Origin of the sequence: Pseudomonas sp. TMW22090, assembly GCF_022496665.1 — a bacterium.
GTDB lineage: Bacteria > Pseudomonadota > Gammaproteobacteria > Pseudomonadales > Pseudomonadaceae > Aquipseudomonas > Aquipseudomonas gregormendelii.
The window spans coordinates 466,487-486,653 of the sequence record NZ_SCFH01000006.1; the positions used below are offsets into that span (position 1 = coordinate 466,487).

The 20,167-nt window shown below is 60.4% G+C and carries 16 protein-coding genes, 1 tRNA gene and 1 rRNA gene; 8 read left to right on the forward strand and 10 right to left on the reverse strand.

The window, feature by feature from the left end; translation table 11 throughout:
• Positions 1-96: 96 nt before the first annotated feature.
• Both EQV97_RS19475 and ggt read left to right on the forward strand, forming a co-directional pair.
• Positions 97-173, forward strand: a tRNA-Met gene (locus EQV97_RS19475).
• Between the two features lie 137 nt (positions 174-310).
• Positions 311-2,143: a gamma-glutamyltransferase gene (gene ggt, locus EQV97_RS19480; RefSeq protein ID WP_240889556.1), complete on the forward strand. Its 1,833-nt coding sequence runs from the start codon at positions 311-313 to the stop codon at positions 2,141-2,143.
• 188 nt (positions 2,144-2,331) lie between these two features.
• On the opposite strand, the gene EQV97_RS19485 is transcribed toward ggt, so the two are convergent.
• The 3 genes from EQV97_RS19485 to EQV97_RS19495 all read right to left on the reverse strand — a co-directional run bounded on the left by EQV97_RS19485 (position 2,332) and on the right by EQV97_RS19495 (position 5,735).
• Positions 2,332-2,931 (reverse strand): flavin reductase family protein, encoded by a 600-nt coding sequence (locus EQV97_RS19485; RefSeq protein WP_122838733.1) that lies wholly within the window; start codon positions 2,929-2,931, stop codon positions 2,332-2,334.
• Between the two features lie 54 nt (positions 2,932-2,985).
• The gene (locus EQV97_RS19490) at positions 2,986-4,302 is read right to left on the reverse strand and encodes a PAS domain-containing methyl-accepting chemotaxis protein (protein WP_122838732.1); all 1,317 of its coding nucleotides are present in this window, start codon (positions 4,300-4,302) and stop codon (positions 2,986-2,988) included.
• 119 nt (positions 4,303-4,421) lie between these two features.
• Positions 4,422-5,735, reverse strand: coding sequence for an MFS transporter (locus EQV97_RS19495; RefSeq protein ID WP_225569562.1), 1,314 nt, complete (start codon positions 5,733-5,735; stop codon positions 4,422-4,424).
• Positions 5,736-5,937: 202 nt separating this feature from the next.
• On the opposite strand from EQV97_RS19495, the gene EQV97_RS19500 reads away from it, so the two are divergent.
• Entirely contained in the window at positions 5,938-7,356 is a 1,419-nt protein-coding gene (locus tag EQV97_RS19500) for a TIGR00366 family protein (protein WP_045059210.1), read from the forward strand.
• Positions 7,357-7,530: 174 nt separating this feature from the next.
• Positions 7,531-8,700 carry a hypothetical protein gene (locus EQV97_RS19505; RefSeq protein ID WP_240889558.1) on the forward strand — a complete coding sequence of 390 codons (1,170 nt, stop codon included), beginning with the start codon at positions 7,531-7,533 and terminating at the stop codon, positions 8,698-8,700.
• Between the two features lie 12 nt (positions 8,701-8,712).
• On the opposite strand, the gene can is transcribed toward EQV97_RS19505, so the two are convergent.
• On the reverse strand, positions 8,713-9,348 hold the full coding sequence (gene can, locus EQV97_RS19510) for a carbonate dehydratase (RefSeq protein ID WP_122838729.1): 636 nt from the start codon (positions 9,346-9,348) through the stop codon (positions 8,713-8,715).
• A 142-nt stretch (positions 9,349-9,490) separates the two neighbouring features.
• Here can and EQV97_RS19515 point away from each other — a divergent pair, with 142 nt between their 5' ends.
• Complete coding sequence (locus EQV97_RS19515) at positions 9,491-9,895, forward strand: serine kinase/phosphatase (protein WP_122838728.1); 405 nt, start codon at positions 9,491-9,493, stop codon at positions 9,893-9,895.
• A gap of 138 nt (positions 9,896-10,033) precedes the next feature.
• Here EQV97_RS19515 and rimI read toward each other — a convergent pair whose 3' ends face one another.
• Both rimI and EQV97_RS19525 read right to left on the reverse strand, forming a co-directional pair.
• Positions 10,034-10,486: a ribosomal protein S18-alanine N-acetyltransferase gene (rimI, locus tag EQV97_RS19520; RefSeq protein ID WP_007942632.1), complete on the reverse strand. Its 453-nt coding sequence runs from the start codon at positions 10,484-10,486 to the stop codon at positions 10,034-10,036.
• Positions 10,479-11,219, reverse strand: coding sequence for an energy transducer TonB (locus tag EQV97_RS19525; RefSeq protein WP_225569570.1), 741 nt, complete (start codon positions 11,217-11,219; stop codon positions 10,479-10,481). The genes rimI and EQV97_RS19525 overlap by 8 nt, the downstream gene beginning before the upstream one ends.
• A gap of 205 nt (positions 11,220-11,424) precedes the next feature.
• Here EQV97_RS19525 and mksB point away from each other — a divergent pair, with 205 nt between their 5' ends.
• From mksB to mksF, 3 genes are read left to right on the forward strand one after another with little or no spacing between them, the layout of a single operon-like run.
• A complete protein-coding gene (gene mksB, locus EQV97_RS19530) occupies positions 11,425-12,702 on the forward strand; it encodes an Mks condensin complex protein MksB (protein ID WP_240889560.1) in 1,278 nt (425 codons plus the stop codon).
• Positions 12,692-13,393 (forward strand): Mks condensin complex protein MksE, encoded by a 702-nt coding sequence (gene mksE / locus EQV97_RS19535; protein ID WP_122838725.1) that lies wholly within the window; start codon positions 12,692-12,694, stop codon positions 13,391-13,393. Before mksB ends, mksE begins: the two co-directional genes overlap by 11 nt.
• Positions 13,390-16,230, forward strand: a complete 2,841-nt coding sequence (gene mksF, locus EQV97_RS19540; RefSeq protein ID WP_240889563.1) for an Mks condensin complex protein MksF — start codon at positions 13,390-13,392, stop codon at positions 16,228-16,230. Before mksE ends, mksF begins: the two co-directional genes overlap by 4 nt.
• Positions 16,231-16,336: 106 nt before the next feature.
• Here mksF and EQV97_RS19545 read toward each other — a convergent pair whose 3' ends face one another.
• The 4 genes from EQV97_RS19545 to rrf form a co-directional block, all read right to left on the reverse strand.
• Positions 16,337-18,640, reverse strand: a complete 2,304-nt coding sequence (locus tag EQV97_RS19545) for an MlaD family protein (protein WP_240889564.1) — start codon at positions 18,638-18,640, stop codon at positions 16,337-16,339.
• On the reverse strand, positions 18,633-19,256 hold the full coding sequence (locus EQV97_RS19550) for a paraquat-inducible protein A (protein ID WP_122838723.1): 624 nt from the start codon (positions 19,254-19,256) through the stop codon (positions 18,633-18,635). Before EQV97_RS19550 ends, EQV97_RS19545 begins: the two co-directional genes overlap by 8 nt.
• Complete coding sequence (locus EQV97_RS19555) at positions 19,243-19,902, reverse strand: paraquat-inducible protein A (RefSeq protein ID WP_045059200.1); 660 nt, start codon at positions 19,900-19,902, stop codon at positions 19,243-19,245. The genes EQV97_RS19550 and EQV97_RS19555 overlap by 14 nt, the downstream gene beginning before the upstream one ends.
• 147 nt (positions 19,903-20,049) lie before the next feature.
• A 5S ribosomal RNA gene (rrf, locus tag EQV97_RS19560) occupies positions 20,050-20,165 on the reverse strand.
• Positions 20,166-20,167: the final 2 nt, after the last annotated feature.

The following is a 20,167-nucleotide window of genomic DNA, read 5'->3' on the forward strand; positions in this document are numbered from 1 at the left end:
TATAGCACCGGGTGGTTAAGCGGTTGAAAGCGTAGAGAAATATTTTAAATTTACGCTTGACGCATCCCCGTTACCGGTGAATAATGCGCGCCACTTGGCTACATAGCTCAGTTGGTTAGAGCATAGCATTCATAATGCTGGGGTCCGGGGTTCAAGTCCCTGTGTAGCCACCAAGTACTAAAAACGGCTTACCGAAAGGTAGGCCGTTTTTTTATGCCTGCGAAAAAGTGCCTGTCTGCTGCATGGGTTTGCGTCACAGGGAACCGGCCGATAAAGTCCCGGGATCTTTCCCACGGACGGAGTACCCAACGTGTCCCCTGCTTCCCACTTGAGTCGCTATCGCCTTTCGGCGCTGTCGCTGGTTGTCACGGCGCTGATGCTGGTCGCCTGCAACGCCCCGCCGACTTCAACGCTGCCCGTTGCGCCGGAAAATGCCTCGGGTTATCGCAGTGACCTGCAGACCCGCTACGCCAGCAAACACATGGCCGCAGCAGCGAATCCGCTGGCCGCCGAGGCCGGTCGGGAGATGCTGCGCCAAGGTGGTTCGGCCATCGACGCTGCGATTGCGATGCAGGCGGTGCTGACCCTGGTCGAGCCACAGTCTTCAGGCATCGGCGGTGGCGCGTTGATTGTATTGTGGGATGGCAAGGCCGTGCGTACTTATGACGGTCGCGAAACCGCCCCGGCCGGTGCCAGCGAAAAACTGTTCCTGCAAGCCGACGGCAAACCGATGCCGTTCACCCAGGCGCAGATTGGCGGTCGTTCTGTGGGTACACCGGGCGTGCTACGAGCGCTCGAACTGGCGCATCAGAAACACGGACGCCTGCCTTGGGCGAAGGTGTTTGAGCCCGCCATCAAGCTCGCGGAACAAGGCTTTGCGATTTCCCCCCGGCTGCATCAACTGATCGCTGCGGACTCCTCCATGCGGCGCTCGCCCGACATGATGGCCTATTTCCTGAATGCCGACGGCAGCCCCAAAGCAGCGGGTACGCTGCTGAAGAATCTGCCGCTGGCAGCTGTATTCAAACGTATCGCCAAGGAAGGTCCGGATGCGTTGTACAAAGGCGCCGTCGCCGAGGAAATCGTGGCCAAGGTACAAGGGCATGCGAACCCGGGGAGCTTGTCGCTGAATGATCTGCAAGGCTATCAAGCCAAGGAGCGCGAGCCGCTGTGCACCGACTACAAGCGCTGGCAGGTGTGCGGGATGCCACCACCATCATCGGGAGGCATCGCGATCGCGCAGATCCTCGGCACACTCGAAGCCCTGGAAACCCGCGAGCCGCGCTTGGCCCTGGCGCCGATGAAACCCCGTGAAAGCTCCGCTCCAGCGGGCATCGAACCCACCCCTGAAGCCGTGCACCTGATTTCCGAGGCCGAGCGCCTGGCCTACGCCGATCGTGCGCAATACGTCGCCGATGCCGACTTCGTGCCAGTGCCGGTTCAGGGTCTGCTGGACCCGCTATATCTGGCAAGCCGTGCCGCGCTGATTGGCGAGCGCAGCATGGGCACAGCCGAACCTGGCACGCCGCCGGGCATCCAGGTGGCCTACGCGCCTGACCGTTCGCCGCTGCGCATATCCACCTCGCAAGTGGTCGCGGTCGACGACCAGGGTGGTGCAGTCTCCATGACCACCACCGTGGAATCCGCCTTCGGCTCTCACCTGATGGTGCAAGGCTTCCTGCTCAACAACCAGATGACCGACTTCTCGTTCATCCCGGAAGAAAACGGCCGGAAAGTCGCCAACCGCGTCGAGCCGGGCAAACGCCCCCGCTCCTCCATGGCGCCCACCCTGATCTTCGATCGCCAGACCGGCGAGTTCCTCGCCACCCTCGGCTCCCCAGGCGGCTCCCAGATCATCGAGTACGTCGCCAAGTCGACCATCGGCCTGCTCGACTGGAACCTCGACCCGCAAACGGCCATCAACCTGCCGAACTTCGGTAGCCGCAATGGTCCGACGGAACTGGAGCGGGGGCAGTTCAGCCCGGCACTGATCCAGGCGCTGAAGGACAAGGGCCACAGCGTGAACGAGATTGATATGACGAGCGGCACTCAGGCGATTGTTCGGGTCAAGGATGCACAGGGGAAAACGTCGTTGGCAGGCGGTGCTGATCCGCGACGCGAGGGGGAAGCGCTGGGGGATTGAGCGGTTTGCAGTGATGAGAAAGGGCTTACCGGGTGGTAGGCCCTTTTTTATGGGAAGTGATTTGGAAACTGCAGGAGCTATTTGGCATACCTGCACAAAGCTTGATCAAACCAGTGAAGCAGGCTTGATCCGCTTATCAGGGCCGTTTAACTGACACCGCATTAAATTCCGGTGGCTGTTGACCCGATTCAAACCGACAGAATCTTCCCATCCACAGGATCACCGATCTTCAGGAAATGCCCACCAGCCACGTGGTGCAGGGTGCGTAGGGCGTCCTGGCCTTCGAAGTGCCAGCGGCCATCGCTGAACACCCGGTCATCGGCCTGGGCGGCGATGACTTCGGCGAGGAACAGGTCGTATTGTTGATGATTGCCGGGCTCCGGCAGCAGGCGGCATTCGAGCCAGGCGACGCAGCCCTCGAGCATCGGCGCTGCCACCTGCTCGCCGCTGAATGTCTGCAGGGCATAGGCTTGGAACTTGTCCTGGCCCGGCGCCCGGGAGATTTCCAGCCCGGATGTAGAACCGACGGTCTGGACGATGTCGGCCTGGGCGGCGCAAGGCACGTTCAGCACGAAGGTCCCCGAAGCTTCCAGCAGGTGTCGGGTCCAGGTGGATTTATCCAGCACCACGGCAATTTTCGGCGGCTCGAAATCCAGTGGCATAGCCCAGGCCGCCGCCATGATGTTGCGCTGGCCATCGTGGGCGGCGCTGACCAGTACGGTCGGCCCGTGATTGAGCAGGCGATACGCCTTGTTCAAGGGTACGGGCCGGCGATGGGAAGCGTGCATGCTGTCTGCTCCTGGAGAAAACGCCGATTGTAGCGGCATACGTCTGGGTCCTGCTTAGCTTGCCAGTTGATTGGCGAACTGTCCGACCGCGTCGACCACCTTCTGCGCGCCGTCCTGGATCTCGCCAATGACCGAGCCCGCCTCCGCTGCCAGCGCCAGCCCCTGCTCAGCCTGAAGCTTGCCCTCGGTCATCAGGGTCACCGCGTGGCGCGCCATGTCCTGGTTCTGGCGCACCACGCCGACAATTTCCTCAGTAGCCTGGCTGGTCCGCGATGCCAACTGCCGCACCTCGTCCGCCACCACGGCAAAGCCGCGGCCCTGTTCGCCAGCCCGCGCGGCTTCAATGGCGGCGTTGAGCGCCAGCAGGTTGGTCTGCTCGGCAATGCCGCTGATGGTCTTGACGATGCTGCCGATGACCAGCGACTGGTCGTTCAGCGCCTCGATGCCCTCACCAGCGGTTTGCATGTGCCTGGCCAGGTCGCGCATTACGCCAACGGCCTGGGTGACCACGGCATTGCCACGCTGCGCGCTTTCGTCGGTCTGCCGGGAGGTGCTGTAGGCAATATTGGCCGCCTCGGCGACCGCTTGCTCCTGATTGACCTGATCGGTGATTACAGTGGCGAACTTCACCACTTTGTACAGGTGATCGTTGGCATCAAGCACAGGGTTGTAGGACGCTTCCAGCCAGACGGTACGGCCGTGGCTGTCGATGCGCTTGAATCGGTCCGCCACAAACTCACCGGCGTTCAGGCGGCGCCAGAAGGCCTGGTAAGCGGCGCTGGAGGATTCGTCCGGCGTGCAGAACATCCGGTGATGTTTGCCCTTGATCTGCGCAAGGCTGTAGCCCATACCGCTGAGAAAGCGGTCATTGGCCGTCAGTACGTTGCCATTGAGGTCAAACTCGATCACCGCCGTCGAGCGCACCAGGGCGCCGATCAGGTTCTCATGCTCCCGGGACGCTTCGATGGTACGGGTCAGGTCGCTGGAAAAAATCGAGAAGTGCCTGATGCGGCCATCCGCCGAGCGAATGGGCTGCATGATCGAGCGCAGCCACGCCTCCTCGCCATTGCCGCGCAACAGGCGCACGGTGCCGGCGAAGTGCTCGCCACGCTGGAGCGCAGCCTTGAAGCGGCGATGGAATTCGTCGGATTTGACGTGCACCGGAACGATATCTTCGATGTGTCGACTACTCAGGTCCTGTCCCTTGTAGAGCATTTCATCGATAAAGTTCTGGTTGACCGATTGAATCCGCCCCTCGGGATCCAGGGTCAGGACCAGCATCTCGCTTTCCAGGCTGTCCTTCACTTGCTGAAGGCTGGAGAGTTCTTCACGAAGAGCCGACAGCTCTTGCTTCAAGCGTTTATTGAACATGGAATGCACCGATGGACAGGGTAGAAAAACGACATGCAGCCTACCCATCGGCCTTGTACATATTTTCTGAAGAGCGGTGCCGTGTCGTCCTGTAAAAATAGTTCAACGGCCTCCCTCGATTACACGGTACCCGTCGCAGGGCAGCTGCCGACCCTCGGCATCCGCGCACCGAAATACGCCGCGCTGGCGACCCCGACCACGCCCATCACTGCACTGAATATCACGCAGATCCAGGGGCTCCAAGGCATTAGCCCGATCAGCAATAACGGCGTGATACTGGCCCATGCGGCGTAGGCAATGTTGTAGGTGAAGGAGATACCCGATACACGAATACGCGCGGGGAACAGCCCGACCATCACCGACGGCACCGCACCCACCACGCCGCAACACAGACCGGCAATGGCATAAGCCAGGCCAATCCAGCTTCCGCCATTGATCAGGCAACTATAGAGCACCGCAATTCCCACTGGCAGCAACAGGCTGTAGAGCATAACGGTACGCCAGGCGCCGATGCGATCCACCAGTAATCCGGCGAGCACGCAGCCCACATTCAGGAAGACGATGCCCAGGGCGCTGAGCCCGAAGGTGTGGCTGGCGCTCATACCGAAGGTTTTCTGCATCATGGTCGGGGTGATCACCACGAACACCACCACCGCCGAGGTCAGAACACAGGTCAGGATCATCGCCGGCAGCATCGCCAGGCGATGTTCACGCAGCACTGTGCGTAACGGCAGCTCGACCGCCGCTTCGCGCCTGGCCTGCATTGCCATGAACACCGGGGTTTCACTGAGCCAGCGGCGCAACCAGACGCCAATCACGCCGAACAGACCGCCCAGCAGGAAGGGATAACGCCAGGCGTAATCGAGGATTTCTGCCGGGGTGAACATCTGTGCCAGGAACGTCGCCGCCAGCGCGCCTATCAGGTAGCCGAAGGTCAGGCCCGCCTGCAGGAATCCCAAGGCATAACCGCGATGCCCGGCCGGCGCGTGCTCGGCGACAAACACCCAGGCGCTCGGCACTTCGCCGCCAACTGCCGCGCCCTGCAGGATGCGCAGTGCCAGCAGCAGCAAGGGCGCGAAATAGCCGATCTGCGCATAGGTCGGCATGATCCCGATCAGCAGGCACGGCAGCGCCATCATCAGGATGCTCAGGCTGAAAACCTTCTTGCGTCCCAGCCGGTCGGCGAAATGCGCCATCAGGATGCCGCCCAATGGCCGCGCCAGGTAACCGGTGACGAAGATCCCGAAGCTCTGCAGCAGACGCAGCCACTCAGGCATTTGCGGCGGGAAAAACAGCTGGCTGAGGGTCAGGGCGAAAAATACGAAAATGATGAAGTCGTAGATTTCCAGCGCCCCGCCCAGCGCGGCAAGGCCGAGCGTCTTGTAGTCCGAACGAGTGAACGGCGCCGGGCGCACATCGGTTTGGGCAGTCATGAAAAAGCACTCTGGTACGGGCAAAAATTCTAGGCGCCCATGGTCTACGCAAATCCGTCTGCGGACAACCCGTTAGACCAAAGTCCCAAAGCGGTAAAAGTTGGTCACAAAAAATACAGCGTTTGATTTACTGTTGGCACCTGCCCAGACGGGCCCACGAGGCCCTGAAGACCACAATAAACATAAAATCCGAGGTTCTCCCGTGGCCGCTGATATCGACGATAGCCGCTATGCCCGCTTTGCCCTGCGCTGCTCAAGCTTTGCCGAACGCTGGTTCCCCGACTCCTGGGTGTTTGCAGCACTGGCCGTAATCATCGTGGCCCTTGCCACCATGGCAATGGGCGCCAAGCCCACCGATGCCGCCATGGCCTTCGGCGATGGTTTCTGGAGCCTGATTCCGTTCACCATGCAGATGGCGTTTGTGGTGATCGGCGGTTATGTCGTCGCCAGCTCGCCACCGGCTGTGAAACTGATCGACCGATTGGCGCGCATCCCGAAAAACGGCCGCTCCGCCGTCGCCTGGGTCGCGCTGATTTCCATGGTCGCGTCGTTGCTGAACTGGGGACTGTCCCTGGTATTTGGTGGCTTGCTGGTGCGTGCCCTCGCCCGCCGTACCGATCTGAAGATGGATTATCGTGCTGCCGGCGCCGCTGCTTACCTGGGGTTGGGTGCGGTCTGGGCCTTGGGTCTGTCGTCATCGGCGGCGCAATTGCAGGCCAACCCGGCCAGCCTGCCGCCTTCGATCCTGTCGATTACCGGGGTCATTCCCTTCACCGAAACCATTTTTCTCTGGCAGTCGGGCGTACTGCTGCTGGCGCTGATCATTATTTCACTGATCATTGCCTACGCCACCGCACCAGGCCCCAATACGGCCCGAGACGCAAAAGCCTGCGGCATCGACCCGAGTTTCAATCTGCCGCCACTGCAACCGCGCACCCGCCCTGGCGAGTGGCTGGAACACAGCCCGCTGCTGACCATCCTGCTGGTCCTGCTGGCGGCCGGCTGGTTGTTCCATGAATTCTCGACCAAGCCGGCGATCAGCGCGATCTCCGGGCTGAACACCTACAACTTCCTGTTCATCATGCTCGGCGCCCTGCTGCACTGGCGTCCGCGCAGCTTCCTCGATGCAGTCGCCCGAGCCGTGCCCACCACCACCGGGGTACTGATCCAGTTTCCGTTGTATGGCTCGATCGCCGCACTGATGACCACCGTCAAGGGCACCGATGCGCAAACCCTGGCGCACCACATCTCGACCTTCTTCGTCAGCATCGCCTCCCACGACACCTACGCGCTGTTGATGGGTGTGTATTCGGCAATCCTCGGCTTCTTCATTCCGTCCGGCGGCGGCAAATGGATCATCGAAGCACCCTATGTGATGCAGGTGGCCACCGACCTCAACTACCACCTGGGCTGGGCGGTGCAGATCTACAACGCCGCCGAAGCGTTGCCTAACCTCATCAACCCCTTCTACATGCTGCCGCTGCTGGGCGTACTGGGATTGAAGGCCCGGGACCTGATCGGATTTTCGTTCGTGCAGTTGCTGGTGCACACGCCACTGGTGCTGTTTCTACTGTGGGCGCTGGGCACGACGCTGACCTACACGCCGCCCGTGATGCCATAAATGTCGCTGGATGCACCTGTTCGAGCAGGTGCATCCAGATTTGTTCGGTGGATTGTTCCTACCTCGCGGTTCGCCATCTCCTGACACCAATACAGGCCGCAGCTGACACCGCAAGCGCGATGGCTGCAGTAAACTTCGACAATTGCGCAATCACAGGCTTAAAAGGATCTGAGCATGTTCAAACGCACAGCACTTGCCCTCGCGGCCCTCACCCTGAGTGCCGCCGCCCATGCCGATGTCGATCTGAAACTGGGCAGCACTGAACGCGTCACGCGTCTGTTCGCCTACCCCAACAACTGCGGCGTCGTGTGCTTTCGCAACTGGACGCTGGAGCAAACCGTCGAGCACTACCTGGGCCAAAGCGTGCAGCGCGATGGCTACGCCACGGCAAAGGTGCGGGTCAAAACCGATAACGATCAGCTTTACGCGCAAATCACCGGGGTGCCTGCCGGTTATCACCAACCACTGCAAGCCCTGCTCGACGCCGGAGACCTGGCCTGGTCCGGCGCAAACAGACTGAACGCTGACGGCAAGTGGGCGTACAACTGGTCACTGTTCCTGCCTTTGGGCATGGCGCTGAACAATCGCAAAAGTATCGAGCTGTTGCACTTTCCGCCGGACTATTCGCTGACCCAGGCCCAGGATTACCTGCGCTCGGCCACCACCGATCGTTGGGCCACGCTGCTAACCGCCAATGGCATCCCAGCCGCGCAAACACCCGCTTACCAGACCATCATCGACATTGCCCCGATTGCCGCACCCGCGACTGCGGGCAAGGACCTGGAGGGCGTTTACAATTATTTCACCGACTATCAGACCACCATGGTCAGGGAGCTCAGCCGCACTGCCAGCGGCGCGGCATTACCCATGATCGCGTTTGGCGCGCCGGTGCGCAGCTGGGTCAAGGCGCAATACGGCCCCACCGTCAGCGTGTTGGGGCTGGCGACGATCAGCCCAAATGCCGGGGTCAAAGTACCCGTGTTGGGCGCCAATCACCCGAGCTACATCTGGTACGCGGCCAATCCAGCCGCCTATTCCGGCAAGGATGCCCAGGCCCAGGCTGACGCGGCAGGCCTTAAGGTGATGGGCCAGGATTTGAGCGCTGCGTGTTGGCAGGCCGGCATGGGCAGCGCCCCCGGCAGGGATCCGGCGACGCAATTGAAGAGCTGTACCCAGACCTGGCAAGTCACTCGCACGGAAAAAACCTGCGAACTGTTCTATACCTCGATTCGCAACCTGCCCCCGGCCCAGGCCGTCGCCAAATGTGCATCGGCACCGATCAGGTCCCAGCTCATCCAGCTGAAAACTTCGGCGACCACGGTTGGACCGGGCCAGGGACTGTAGACACGAAAAGCGCTACAGCGGACGCAGACGGTACTGTGGCGGCAACTGCTCGAAGCCGCTGATGGTTGCGTTCAGGCTTTTCCAGCGACCGTCCTTGATGCCGTAGATGCAACCGTGAATCGACAGTTTCTGTCCACGATGCCAGGCATTTTGCACAATGCTGGTGTGGCCGACGTTGGCCACTTGCTGGATCACGTTCAGCTCGCAGAGGCGGTCCACCTGCTCCTCTTCAGTTGGCAACTGCGCCAGCTCTTCGCGTTTTTCGTAATAGAGGTCGCGAATCGAGCGCAGCCAGCCATCGATCAGGCCCAGTTGGCGGTCCTGCATCGACGCTCGTACGCCGCCGCAACCATAGTGGCCGGTCACCAGGATGTGCTTGACCTTGAGCACGTCCACCGCGTACTGAATCACCGACAGGCAGTTCAAGTCGGTATGCAGCACCACGTTCGCCACGTTGCGGTGGACGAACAGGTCGCCGGGAAGCATGCCAACGATTTCGTTCGCCGGCACCCGCGCATCGGAGCAACCGATCCACAGGTATTCGGGGGTCTGTTGGCGAGCCAGCTTGGAGAAGAAGTCCGGATCTTCCTGTTTGATCGCTTCAGCCCAGCGTTCGTTGTTATCAATCAGATCTTGTAATTCGTTCATGCTGTAGAGCCTCAAGAATGGTGCGCTTCTATGACAGACAACCACCCGTCGGGGTCACGCGATCAATGCAACTAAGGCAGGTGGAATTCTCGCCAGCCCTGTGGGTCCATCCTAGTAAGGCCCACAGTATGAGGAAAATACCATGACTGATTCACGACGTCCTTTCGATGCGGCGCAACCCGAGCCCATCGATGACAACGAAGACCGCATGGGTTCAATGCATGAACTGGACTTTGACGAAGACGAACCCGGCGCCCGGATTGGCGACGAACTGCCGGACAACGAGCGCGAGCAACTGATGCCGCCTGAGCGGGTGCGGGAGGCGGGCATGACGGGCGCCTCCACCGAAGACCACGAACCCACGGATGATGATATGAGCCCGGAAACGCTCATCCTCGAAGACGGCGCAAGGGATGCCCGGGAAGCAGGCGAAGCAGGTCAGGCAGACTGGGACTTGAGCATTGTCGATGAAGATGACATCGGCGGAGGCAATGGCCTGGATGAAGCGGAACTGGCGCAGCGTGATCCGCTGGACGGGAATCGCTGACCTACCCGATTGACGGAATTCTCCCCGGTAGGAGCTGCCGAAGCCTGCGATCTTTTGATTGTATAAACACCAGGATAAAAAAGATCGCAGCCTTCGGCAGCTCCTACGGGGGTATCTGTGTTCAATCCGCCAACGGGTTCAATCCACCAGCGTGCAGGCCATGACCACCGCATCTTCCCGGCCGCCCACCGCCGGGTAATAATCCCGGCGCCGCCCGATCTCGTTGAACCCGTACCGCTCATACAAGCGAAACGCCGAACGATTGCTGTCCCGCACTTCCAGGAAGCACTCCCGCGCCTCGGCCTTATAGGCAATCGACATCAGGTGCTCGAGTAACGTCAGGCCCAGGCCACGGCCCTGGTTCTCCGGTTTGACGGTGATGTTCAACAGGTGCGCTTCATCAAGAATGATCTGTACCACACCGTGGCCGACCTGTTGCTGACCTTCGAACATCAGCCAGATCTGGTACTTGCCGAGCCCATCAAGAAAAATCCCGCGGGTCCACGGATGGCTGTAAGCCGCGTATTCGATCTTCAGTACAGCGTCCAGGTCCGCCTCGATCATGGGGCGAAACGATACAGCGTCACTCATTTGATTCTTTCCAGCGCGCCATCAGCCGACGCATGGCTTGCCAGACATCAGCCTTACGCTGTGGCTCTTCCATTAATAATTCCAGGCCCGGCAGGGCCCAGACCGAGCCCAGGCCTTCGACCTGGAGTTCACGGTTGAACGATTCGGCGTTTTCCTCGCCAGCGAAACGTACCGCCGGCAGACCGATCAGCCATACGCAGACGCACGGCGCATCTTCCAGCCGGGCCGAGAGGAAACCCTGCACGAAATCACGAGCGGCTTCCGGGCCTTGATCCATGGTGCCCCGGGCCAGCAGCGGCCAGCGTACGGGGTCGCCGACTATCTGTGGGCTGTCCGGCAGGCCGGCGGCGCGCAGCATGTCCTTGAGCAGCAGATAGGCAGGGTCGCGGGTTTGAAAGGTTTCACCTGTGGGTAACTCGACCAGCAGCAGGCAGCGACCGGCGCGCAGCAACTGCAGGGCGAAACGCGGCGGCGGCACTACTGGTGGCTTGGCCACGACTGGCGCGGCCACTTCTTCGACTTTTGCATCCGTGCGGGTGCTGGCCAGCGAAGGCCGAGGCACCTCGATCTTCACCCGCTCGGCGGGCTTGGCCTGCGGCTGCACGGGCGCCTCAGCCACAGTGGCCGTTGCTATCGGAGCGACGACCACGGGTTGCGGTGTCTCCAGCAGCTCGGGCCGCGACGGCGCGGCGAAGGGCAATTCGGTGCGCGGCAGCCAGTTGACCACCTGCATGGCGGTCAAATAAGCGCGGCGACGGGACTCGATAAGCAAAGGTCGGCCACTTGTGGATAACTAAAGTGCGTGGATTCTACCGCCCTTCTCGCAAGATCGCCCGCGCTTGATCGACAGAAAGCCGACTGTCCGTCCCGAGAGTTAATCGCAATGGGCGCGATGCAGTACAATCGCTGCTTTTATCGCCAACCAGCCGGCCATTCCGATGATCGAACCCAAGCGCGTCTTGCGCGCCCTCGCTGAACACTGGGCACTTCTGGAGCCACTGTGCGAGCACTTCGACCAGGGCACCTTGAGCCTCAACGAACTGCGCACGCAATTGGGCGCCCAGCAACTGGACAGCACGCCGCAGGACATCACAAGCCTGCTGGATGTGTGGATTCGCCTCGACATCCTGGTGCCTGTGGCAAAAAGCCCGAACCGTTTCGAGCTCAATGCGCAGATTCACGACTTCCTCGCCTACCTGCGCCGTGAGCACCGCCTGGGTCTGTGTCTGGAAATCGAAGCCTACTTGCGCCACCTCGAACGCCTGGCCGGTTATATCCAGGATGCGTTCGACATCCGCGACGGCCACGACCTGGCACGTCAATTGCGCCTGCTGGACATGCGCGTACGGGACGTCTTGAAGAAACTTGCCAACGACGAACAGGCTCTTGTGGCCGTCGCCGAGCGCGCCAAGACCAGCGACCGGCAGATTCCCCTGCGCCAGCGTTACGCCGAAGTGCTGGCGACCTGGGATGAATACGTCGAGCCGATGATCCAGCTCGTCAATGCCGACGGTGCTTTCGAGCAAGGCGTACGCAAGGTCGAGAATGTCCTGCTGAGGATGCTCACCGAACAGCAACGGCTGGGCCACCTGGTCGACGACGACATGCTGCTGCGCACCCATGCGCGCATCCTCGAAATGCAGACCAGCGCCCAGTTGACCCTGCGCCACGCCCGCGAACTGCTCCTGCCGTTGCGTGAAGAGGCCCGTCGGCACAATGCCGTGACCCGTGGCGCGGCGCTGGCCTTGTCGGCTATCCGGCGCAAAGGCCTGGACGCGGTCCCCCAAGCGGCCATGCCAATGTTCACCCGCCCGCAAAGCACCTTCCTTGGCAGCGCCAGCCAGGTCGAAGCGTACGTGTACGCACTGGCCCGTTTCGAGCCGCAACCGGCGCGTTTTCCCAAGGCTCACAAAACCCAGAAAGGCGAAGCCCCGCGTGCGCCACGTACCGTTCGCGAAATGCTTGAACGCTGCGAAGACGCCCTGCCGATGCCGGACCTGATGGCCTGGCTGCTGGAACAGGAGCCAGACGGCGCCACCGACGAGTTGCTGTACTGGTTCTCGCGCCTGTCGCGGGAAAAACGTTTCCAGCGCGAGCGTCTAGAACGCCGCGACTACCACACTCATGAGCACCAGGTCAGCCTGCGCTCCTTCGCCCTGCTCTCGGCCCGCGACAGCGCCGCCGAGGATTCCGCGAGCATCCCACATGCATCTTGATCTATCCGAACTGTCCCAGCTGGCACCGATCTTCCGCGAGCTGTTCAAGGGCTACCACGTCAGCCGCCGTGATCCGGAGCTGTACGCGCAACTGTCGAACTTCCAGGACCAGTACCGCACGCTGTTCAAGGCATTGGGGTTCGAGTTGGTCTGCGATACCCGCGGCTTCTATTACTTCGTGCCGGACCTCGCCGCCGCTGCGGTGAACAAGACCGCCCAGCGCCTGGCGCTGTTTACTTTCATTCTGGTCGAGCATCTGGCGGATCAGGGTCGGGACCCGATCGCCGTGCTTGACGGAGGCAGCCTGGGTCGCGACGAATTGCCTTCGCTACTGGAAAAGTACCGCGACCTGTTTATCCAGGCCGAAGTGCAAACTGTCGAAGAGCTCGAAGAAAAAATCATGCGCCGCATGACCCAACTCGGTTTCGCTGGCGAAGAAAACGGCGTCTATCGCTTCCTGCCGCCGATGCACCGCTTCCTCGATGTCTGCCTGTCAGTGCAGCAGGACCGCGACCTGGCGGCCAGCCTGCACAGCGTGTTGCCGCTGCCGGCTCCAGTGCTGATCGATGACGACAGCGATGAGAAGCTGCTGCAAACCGACGATCCACTGGATCTGACTGACTTCGAAGAAGAAAGCGAAGAAGACGCCATGGCGCGCGCCATTGCCGAAGAACAGGAGACCGACGCATGAGCAAGGAACGCTACGGCATTCGCCGCTTCGCCCTTTTGAACACCGCCGGCTACAGCCTCGGCCTGTTCCCGCTGGAAGAGCCGCTGTCGGTTTACGGCGCGAACAACCTGGGCAAATCCGCCTCGATTAACGCCCTGCAGTTCCCGATTCTGGCGCGCATGTCGGACATGAGTTTCGGCAAGTACAGCCTGGAACAATCCCGGCGCTTCTATTTCGCCTCGGACACCAGTTACATCCTCGTTGAAGTATCCCTGCCCCATGGCCCGCACGTGATCGGCGTGGTGGGTCGCGGCCCGGGTGGTGGTTTTGGTCACCAGTTCTTTGCCTATGCCGGCAAACTGGACCTGGCGCACTACCAGAAGAATGACACCTGCCTGCGTCAGAAAGAGCTGTTCACCAACCTTGAGCGCGAGGGCCTGAAAGCCTACGAACTCAAGCCGGATGAACTGCGTCGCTTGCTGGTGGGCGGTCACACATCGATTCCGCTGGACCTGACCCTGATTCCACTGCGCTCCACCAGCGAACAAAGCCTGAAGACGTTCCGTGCGCTGTTCATCAACCTGTTGCACATGCGCGAAATCACCGCGGCCAAGCTCAAGCAGTTGTTCCTCGATGCGTTCGAACACAGTCTGCGTTCCGGCAGCGTGGACTACATCGCGGCGTGTGAAGAAGCGTTTCGCGACGTACGCCGCATGGAGCAGGATTACAACTCGCTGGTCACGGCCGGCCCGCTGGTCGAAGCCCTGGCGGCCGGTGTGACCCAGCGCAATATCCTGCGCGGCAAACTGCACCGCATCTCGCCGCTGCTCGACTCGTTACTGGGCACCTGGTCGGACTATGCCAGTGCGCGAAAGGAAGAGCTGACCATCCAGGCCGAGCACTACCGCAACGAACAGGACGCATTGCAAAACGATCAGCGCGGCGGCACTCAGGAGTTGATGCGCCTGGAACGGGAAATTTCCGGCATCCAGCGCTGGCTGGGGGAATTGTCGGTATTGAAGAATCGCTTCGCCCTGGTCGATGACGTCAAGGTCCTGGAACAGCAACTGCTGGCGGCCAAGGATGCGCACGACGAACTGGCCGGTGCGCTGGCCCAGTCCCGCCAATTCAGCGCCGAAGACCTCGAAGAGCGTCTGCGCGACCTGGAAAAACGCCTGAAGTCGGTCAAGCAGCAGCTCGATCATGCCGACAACAACAGTTACGCCCGTCTGCGCGAAGAGTTCTCGCAACAGGACGTCGAGCGCCTGATGCGCCTGTTCAACAGTGCCCTGTTCAGCCTGCCACTGGGTGAACACGGTATCGCGCTGGATGAGGACGGACAGTGGGTCAAGTCCATGGAGCTGATTCTGGATAGCTTCAAGGGCGAGCGATTCGAAGTACCTGGCTTGTCCATCGATATGTCGCACATCGAGCCGCCGGCCCTGCAAGCCCTGGCTGACCGCGCCGCATTGCGCGACCAGAAAGAGCGCCTGGAAAAAGAACTCAAGCAGCTTAAAACCCAGGCGGCCGTGGCCGCCGACCGCGCGGCGAGCAAGACCCAGACCGAAGCGTTGTATCAGCAAGTGCTGGACGCGCAAAAGGCGCTGGAAGATTTCCGTCGCTCGCAAACCCTGAGCGCCGAAGAAGGCGACAAGCTGGAACAGCTGGCCCAGATGGAAGCCGCGCAGGACGAATTAAAACGCTCCAGCGATGCATTCACCGAGCGAGTCCAGCAACTGTCGGCCAAGCTGCAACTGGTAGGGCGGCAGATCGGCGACATGGAAGCCAAGCAGCGCACGCTCGACGACGCCTTGCGCCGCCGCCAACTGCTGCCGGCAGACCTGCCGTTCGGTACGCCGTTCATGGACCCGATCGACGATTCCATGGACAACCTGCTGCCACTGCTCAATGACTACCAGGACAGCTGGCAAGGACTGTTGCGCAGCGATGGTCAGATCGATGCGCTCTACGCCCAGGTGCGTCTCAAGGGTGTTGCCAAGTTCGACAGCGAAGACGACATGGAGCGGCGCCTGCAACTGCTGATCAATGCCTACGCACATCGCACCGACGAAGCGCTGACCCTGGGCAAGGCCCGCCGCGCCGCGGTCACTGACATCGCGCGGACCCTGCGCAACATCCGCAGCGACTACGACAGCCTCGAGCATCAACTGGCCCTGTTCAACCGCGAGATCAACAAACGCCAGGTGTCCAACCTGCAGAGCTTCCGCATCGTGCTCGCGCCGAACAAGGAAGCGTTGAAACACATTGACCAGATCATCCACAGTGCCGGCCAGTACGAAGAAGGTGAAACCCTCTCGGTATTCGACCTCAGCCAGAGCGCCGACCAGGACAACAGGAACGAGGAGGCCAAGGAGTATCTGGCACGCCTGGTTGCTGCCAACCACAACCAGTTGGGCCTCAAGGACCTGTTTGAACTGGCATTCGAGATCACCAAGGTCAACGGCCAGCCCGTCATCCACACCGACATCGATGGTGCTGCGTCCAACGGCACCACCATGACCATCAAGGCGCTGACCAACATGTACCTGTTGTTGCACTTGATGGACCGCGACCAGGCCGGCCGGGTGCGCTTGCCCTACTACCTCGACGAAGCGGCGGACATCGACGAGAAGAACCAGGCAGCCCTGCTGGAAACCAGCCTGCAACTGGGCTTCGTGCCGATTCTGGCGAGTGTCAAACCGCAGGTTTGCGCCAGTGTCGCCATTGACCTGGAAGGCGGCAGCGGACCGAACGGGATTTACATCGACGAGGCGGACTGGAAGTACATTCGCCGTCACGATGACGTGAAGCCTGTGGTCAATGTGGCAGCCGATGAACCGGAGCTGGATGCCGTCTGATCCTGCCTGATCCAGACAAAAGGCCGCGATCCAATGGACCGCGGCCTTTTTTGTCCGAGCTGGTGGGCGAATGCGAGGGGCTCATCACGAGCACCGCCGCCGATAATTACTTACCGATCGCGATCTTCGGCGCCCAGGTCAGCCATTCATCTTCGAACTTATCGAATAACGGGAATGTCTGTTCCGCTCGCGCAGGGTTACCCATGCGCTCGCCATCCGGGGTGGCGAACGCGATGCCACCCTGAATCAGGGTTTCCAGAGACTCGGTGCGCATCGTCGCGCCCTTGAACAGTCCATAGTCGAATCCGAAACCGCTGGAGTTCCAGAACCGCGTACCGCTGCGCACCAACGGCGCGTACTTGGGTTCAATCAGGATGTGGATCAGCACGCGATCCGCTGTCTGCCCCAACTCGTACCCCGTCACCTTGCCTACCGTCACTTCCCGGTAGGTGACCGGCACGCCGATCTTCAACGAGCCTCGACGAGCCGCGCTCAACACCAGGCTCAAGCCAGGCTCCACCTTGGCTATTTCCGGCGGGCTGGACAAGGCCACGAAACTCTTCTGCGGGCCCAGGCTCTTCGGCGCGGGCTGCACCTCAATGTATTGACCGGTCACGAGGGTTTCAAGGTTTGCGGTCTTGATCAGACCCAGCTCCGGCTTGACCACCCAGAATTGACTGCCGACCCGGGCAATACGCTCCGGCACTTCGGTAATTCGCGCGGTGAGCACCACGGACTGCAGGTCATCGGTGAGATCAACGTCCTCGATCTTGCCGACATCCAGCCCCTTGAACCGCACAGGAGTGCCGGTGCGCAAACCGTCGGCGCGGTCGACCTTGATGGTGACCAGGGTGCCTTTCTGGTTGGCCTCGTCGTGGCTGGGGAACAGGCGGAACCGAGGGATACGCTTTTGCAGCGGCGCCTTGGCTTCCGGGGTCTCAAAAGCAATACCACCGGCCATCAGGCTTTGCAGTGACTCGCTCTTGACCTGGATGCCACCCGTCAGCCCACCCGTGAGGGTAACGCCACTCGCATTCCAGAATCGGCTGGAGGCATTGACCAGGCCTTCATATTCTTTCTCGATGTGAACGCCAATCACCAGCTGTTTACGAGTCTTGGAGAATTGATAGCTCTGGACCGAACCGACCTTCACCTGCTTGTAGAGAATCGGGCTGCCCACTTCCAGCGAGCCGAGGTTCTCGGTAAACAGGACCAGGTGCAGCCCGGGTGAGCGCAGGTCCAGAGGCGGAGCCTTGGGTCTTGCGACAAATTCACGCTGCGGCGCTGCCCCCTTGTCGCCGGGACGTATGGCGATGTAGTTACCCTTCACCAGTGCTTCCAGACCGGTGATGCCAGCGAGGGAAATCGAGGGTTTGACCACCCAGAACTGAGTGCCATCGACCAGATAATCCTCGGCCAGCGGGTCAAGGGTCAGCTCGGCAGTGGCCGCCGTCAGGTCAGGATCGACCTTGAGCGCCTTCAGGTTGCCGACCTGTATCCCTTTGTACATGACCGGCGTACGACCGGCCTGCAAACCTTCGAAATCACTGAGCTTGACCTTGATACGTATACCGGCTGCGGCAGCGTCGAAATCTTCATAGAGCCGGAACGGCAGGCTCGGATCGGTTGCCGGGCTGTCCTTGCGGTTTTCCGGGGTCGCAAAGGCAATACCGCCGGCAACGATGCTGGCCAGGGATTCGCTGCGCACCTTCACGCCGGAAAGATTGGCGTCGATGCTGATGCCGCTGGCGTTCCAGAAACGCGTATGTTTACGCACCAGATTGGCGTAAGTAGGCTCAATGAAGACCTTGAGCTCAACAGTGCTTTGATCTTCAGACAGCAGGTAGCTTTTCACCTGGCCGACCTTGATCTGCTTGTAGAACACCGGGCTGCCACGGTTGAGCGAACCCAGTCGGTCGGCCTTGATGGTCAGGTGCAGGCCGGGCTTGGCGTCGGATAATGGTGGCTCTTCGGCGAGCGCCTTGAACTTGCGAGTGGGCTCGCCTTCGCCCGGGCTGATCGCGACATAGTTACCCGAAACCAGCGTCTCCAGGCCGGTAATGCCAGCCAGGGTGACGCTTGGCTTGACCAGCCAGAAGCGCGTGCTGGTGCGCAGGTATTGCTCGACATCCTTGTTCATCTCGACGGTGGCGATCACCCCTTTGGAGGCGCCTTCGTCGTCGAGTTTAAGGGTCTTGACCTTGCCCACCGACATGCCTTTGTAGACGACTTCGGTCTTGTTGGCCTGAATGCCTTCACCACTTTCGAACCGCACCTGAACCTCGATGCCGGTCTCGTTATAGGCTCGCCAGCCGAGCCAGCCGCCAATGATCAGGGCGATCAGGGGTAACACCCAGATAGCCGACCAGTTCGAGGCCGGTCGGGTTTTAGCTGTTGGCAAATCAGTCATGGTCGTCGTCCGACTCCGTGTTATCCCAAATCAGTCGGGGATCGAAAGTAACTGCAGCAAGCATCGTCAGAATCACCACACTGGCGAACGCAATGGCACCAAGATTGGCTTCGACGCTGGCAAGCCGTCCGAAATTCACGACCGCCACGAGAATGGCGATCACAAAGATATCGAGCATCGACCAGCGGCCAATGAATTCAATAAAGCGGTACATCAGAATGCGCTGGCGGGCCGACAGCGGCTGGTGGCGTTGTACCGAGAACAACAGCAATGCAATGCCTACCAGTTTGAAGGTCGGCACGACGATGCTGGCAATGAACACCACGGCTGCGATGGGGATCATGCCGTGCTGAACCAGCTGGATCACCCCGGACATGATGGTGCTGGGATCGCCCTGCCCCAGGGAGGTAACCGTCATGATGGGCAATACATTGGCCGGGATATACAAAATCGCAGCCGTAATCAGTAACGCCCAGGTTCGCACCAGGCTGTTCGGACGGCGCTCATGGACCAACGCACCACATCGCGTACAGACCTGCTCGTCGGTGTCAGCGTCCTGCCTGTTCAACTCATGGCATTCGGTGCAAATCAGAATGCCTGCATCAATCGCCCGCATGGGCATCCTCTCCTGATAGAGCCTGCCAGATCTGGTGGGGCGACATCACCACTTCCAGCCAGACCTGAACCAACAACAAACTGATGAAACATGCCAAACCGAGTCCGACGGTAATCGCTGCCATATCTGCCAGCTTCACGATCGCAACCAGGACGCCCATGAGATAGACCTCAAGCATGCCCCAGTCGCGCAAATGGTGATAAATGCGATATAGCAACAAACCGTAACTGCGGCCGACGTCAAAGCGGATGCTCAGCAATACCGCCAGCTGGCACAGCAACTTGAGCAGCGGGATGGCCATGCTGCACAGGAACACGACGACCGACACGCCTTGCATGCCGGTGTCGAACAACCCCACAACACCGCTCCAGACAGTGTCTTGCGACGATTGCCCGAGTAGATTGAGCTCCATGATGGGTAAAAAGTTCGCCGGAATAAACAACAGGAGAGCGGCGATCACCAGGGCGAGACTGCGTTGCACGACGTTATGCCGGTGCGCGTAGAGTTCGTAGCCACAACGAGGACACAGCGCTTTCTCGCCATGGGCGAGCTGCGGCTTGCGCATCAGCAGGTCGCACTCATGACAGGCTACCAAGTCTTCCAGCGGTAATTCTGACAGCCCGGGGGCGTCAACCGAATCTGGCATAAAGGCTCTGGCTCCGAAATAGTTGGACCTATTCTAGTGTGCTGAACTGAAAATAACTGTGCCTATTTGTGCTGCAAATAGTTGCTTTTGTTCCAGACAAAAACAAAACCCCTACCTGCATACGCAGATAGGGGTTTCGGAATTTAATCTTGACGATGACCTACTCTCACATGGGGAAACCCCACACTACCATCGGCGATGCATCGTTTCACTGCTGAGTTCGGGATGGGATCAGGTGGTTCCAATGCTCTATGGTCGTCAAGAA

Coding starts and splice junctions, on each gene's coding strand:
- EQV97_RS19485 (WP_122838733.1), bottom strand. CDS start 2,931: ATGCACGCTTCCCATCGCCGGCCCGTACCCTTGAACAAGGCGTATCGC.
- EQV97_RS19490 (WP_122838732.1), bottom strand. CDS start 4,302: ATGTTCAATAAACGCTTGAAGCAAGAGCTGTCGGCTCTTCGTGAAGAA.
- EQV97_RS19495 (WP_225569562.1), bottom strand. CDS start 5,735: ATGACTGCCCAAACCGATGTGCGCCCGGCGCCGTTCACTCGTTCGGAC.
- EQV97_RS19505 (WP_240889558.1), top strand. CDS start 7,531: ATGTTCAAACGCACAGCACTTGCCCTCGCGGCCCTCACCCTGAGTGCC.
- can (WP_122838729.1), bottom strand. CDS start 9,348: ATGAACGAATTACAAGATCTGATTGATAACAACGAACGCTGGGCTGAA.
- EQV97_RS19515 (WP_122838728.1), top strand. CDS start 9,491: ATGACTGATTCACGACGTCCTTTCGATGCGGCGCAACCCGAGCCCATC.
- rimI (WP_007942632.1), bottom strand. CDS start 10,486: ATGAGTGACGCTGTATCGTTTCGCCCCATGATCGAGGCGGACCTGGAC.
- EQV97_RS19525 (WP_225569570.1), bottom strand. CDS start 11,219: ATGCAGGTGGTCAACTGGCTGCCGCGCACCGAATTGCCCTTCGCCGCG.
- mksB (WP_240889560.1), top strand. CDS start 11,425: ATGATCGAACCCAAGCGCGTCTTGCGCGCCCTCGCTGAACACTGGGCA.
- mksE (WP_122838725.1), top strand. CDS start 12,692: ATGCATCTTGATCTATCCGAACTGTCCCAGCTGGCACCGATCTTCCGC.
- mksF (WP_240889563.1), top strand. CDS start 13,390: ATGAGCAAGGAACGCTACGGCATTCGCCGCTTCGCCCTTTTGAACACC.
- EQV97_RS19545 (WP_240889564.1), bottom strand. CDS start 18,640: ATGACTGATTTGCCAACAGCTAAAACCCGACCGGCCTCGAACTGGTCG.
- EQV97_RS19550 (WP_122838723.1), bottom strand. CDS start 19,256: ATGCGGGCGATTGATGCAGGCATTCTGATTTGCACCGAATGCCATGAG.
- EQV97_RS19555 (WP_045059200.1), bottom strand. CDS start 19,902: ATGCCAGATTCGGTTGACGCCCCCGGGCTGTCAGAATTACCGCTGGAA.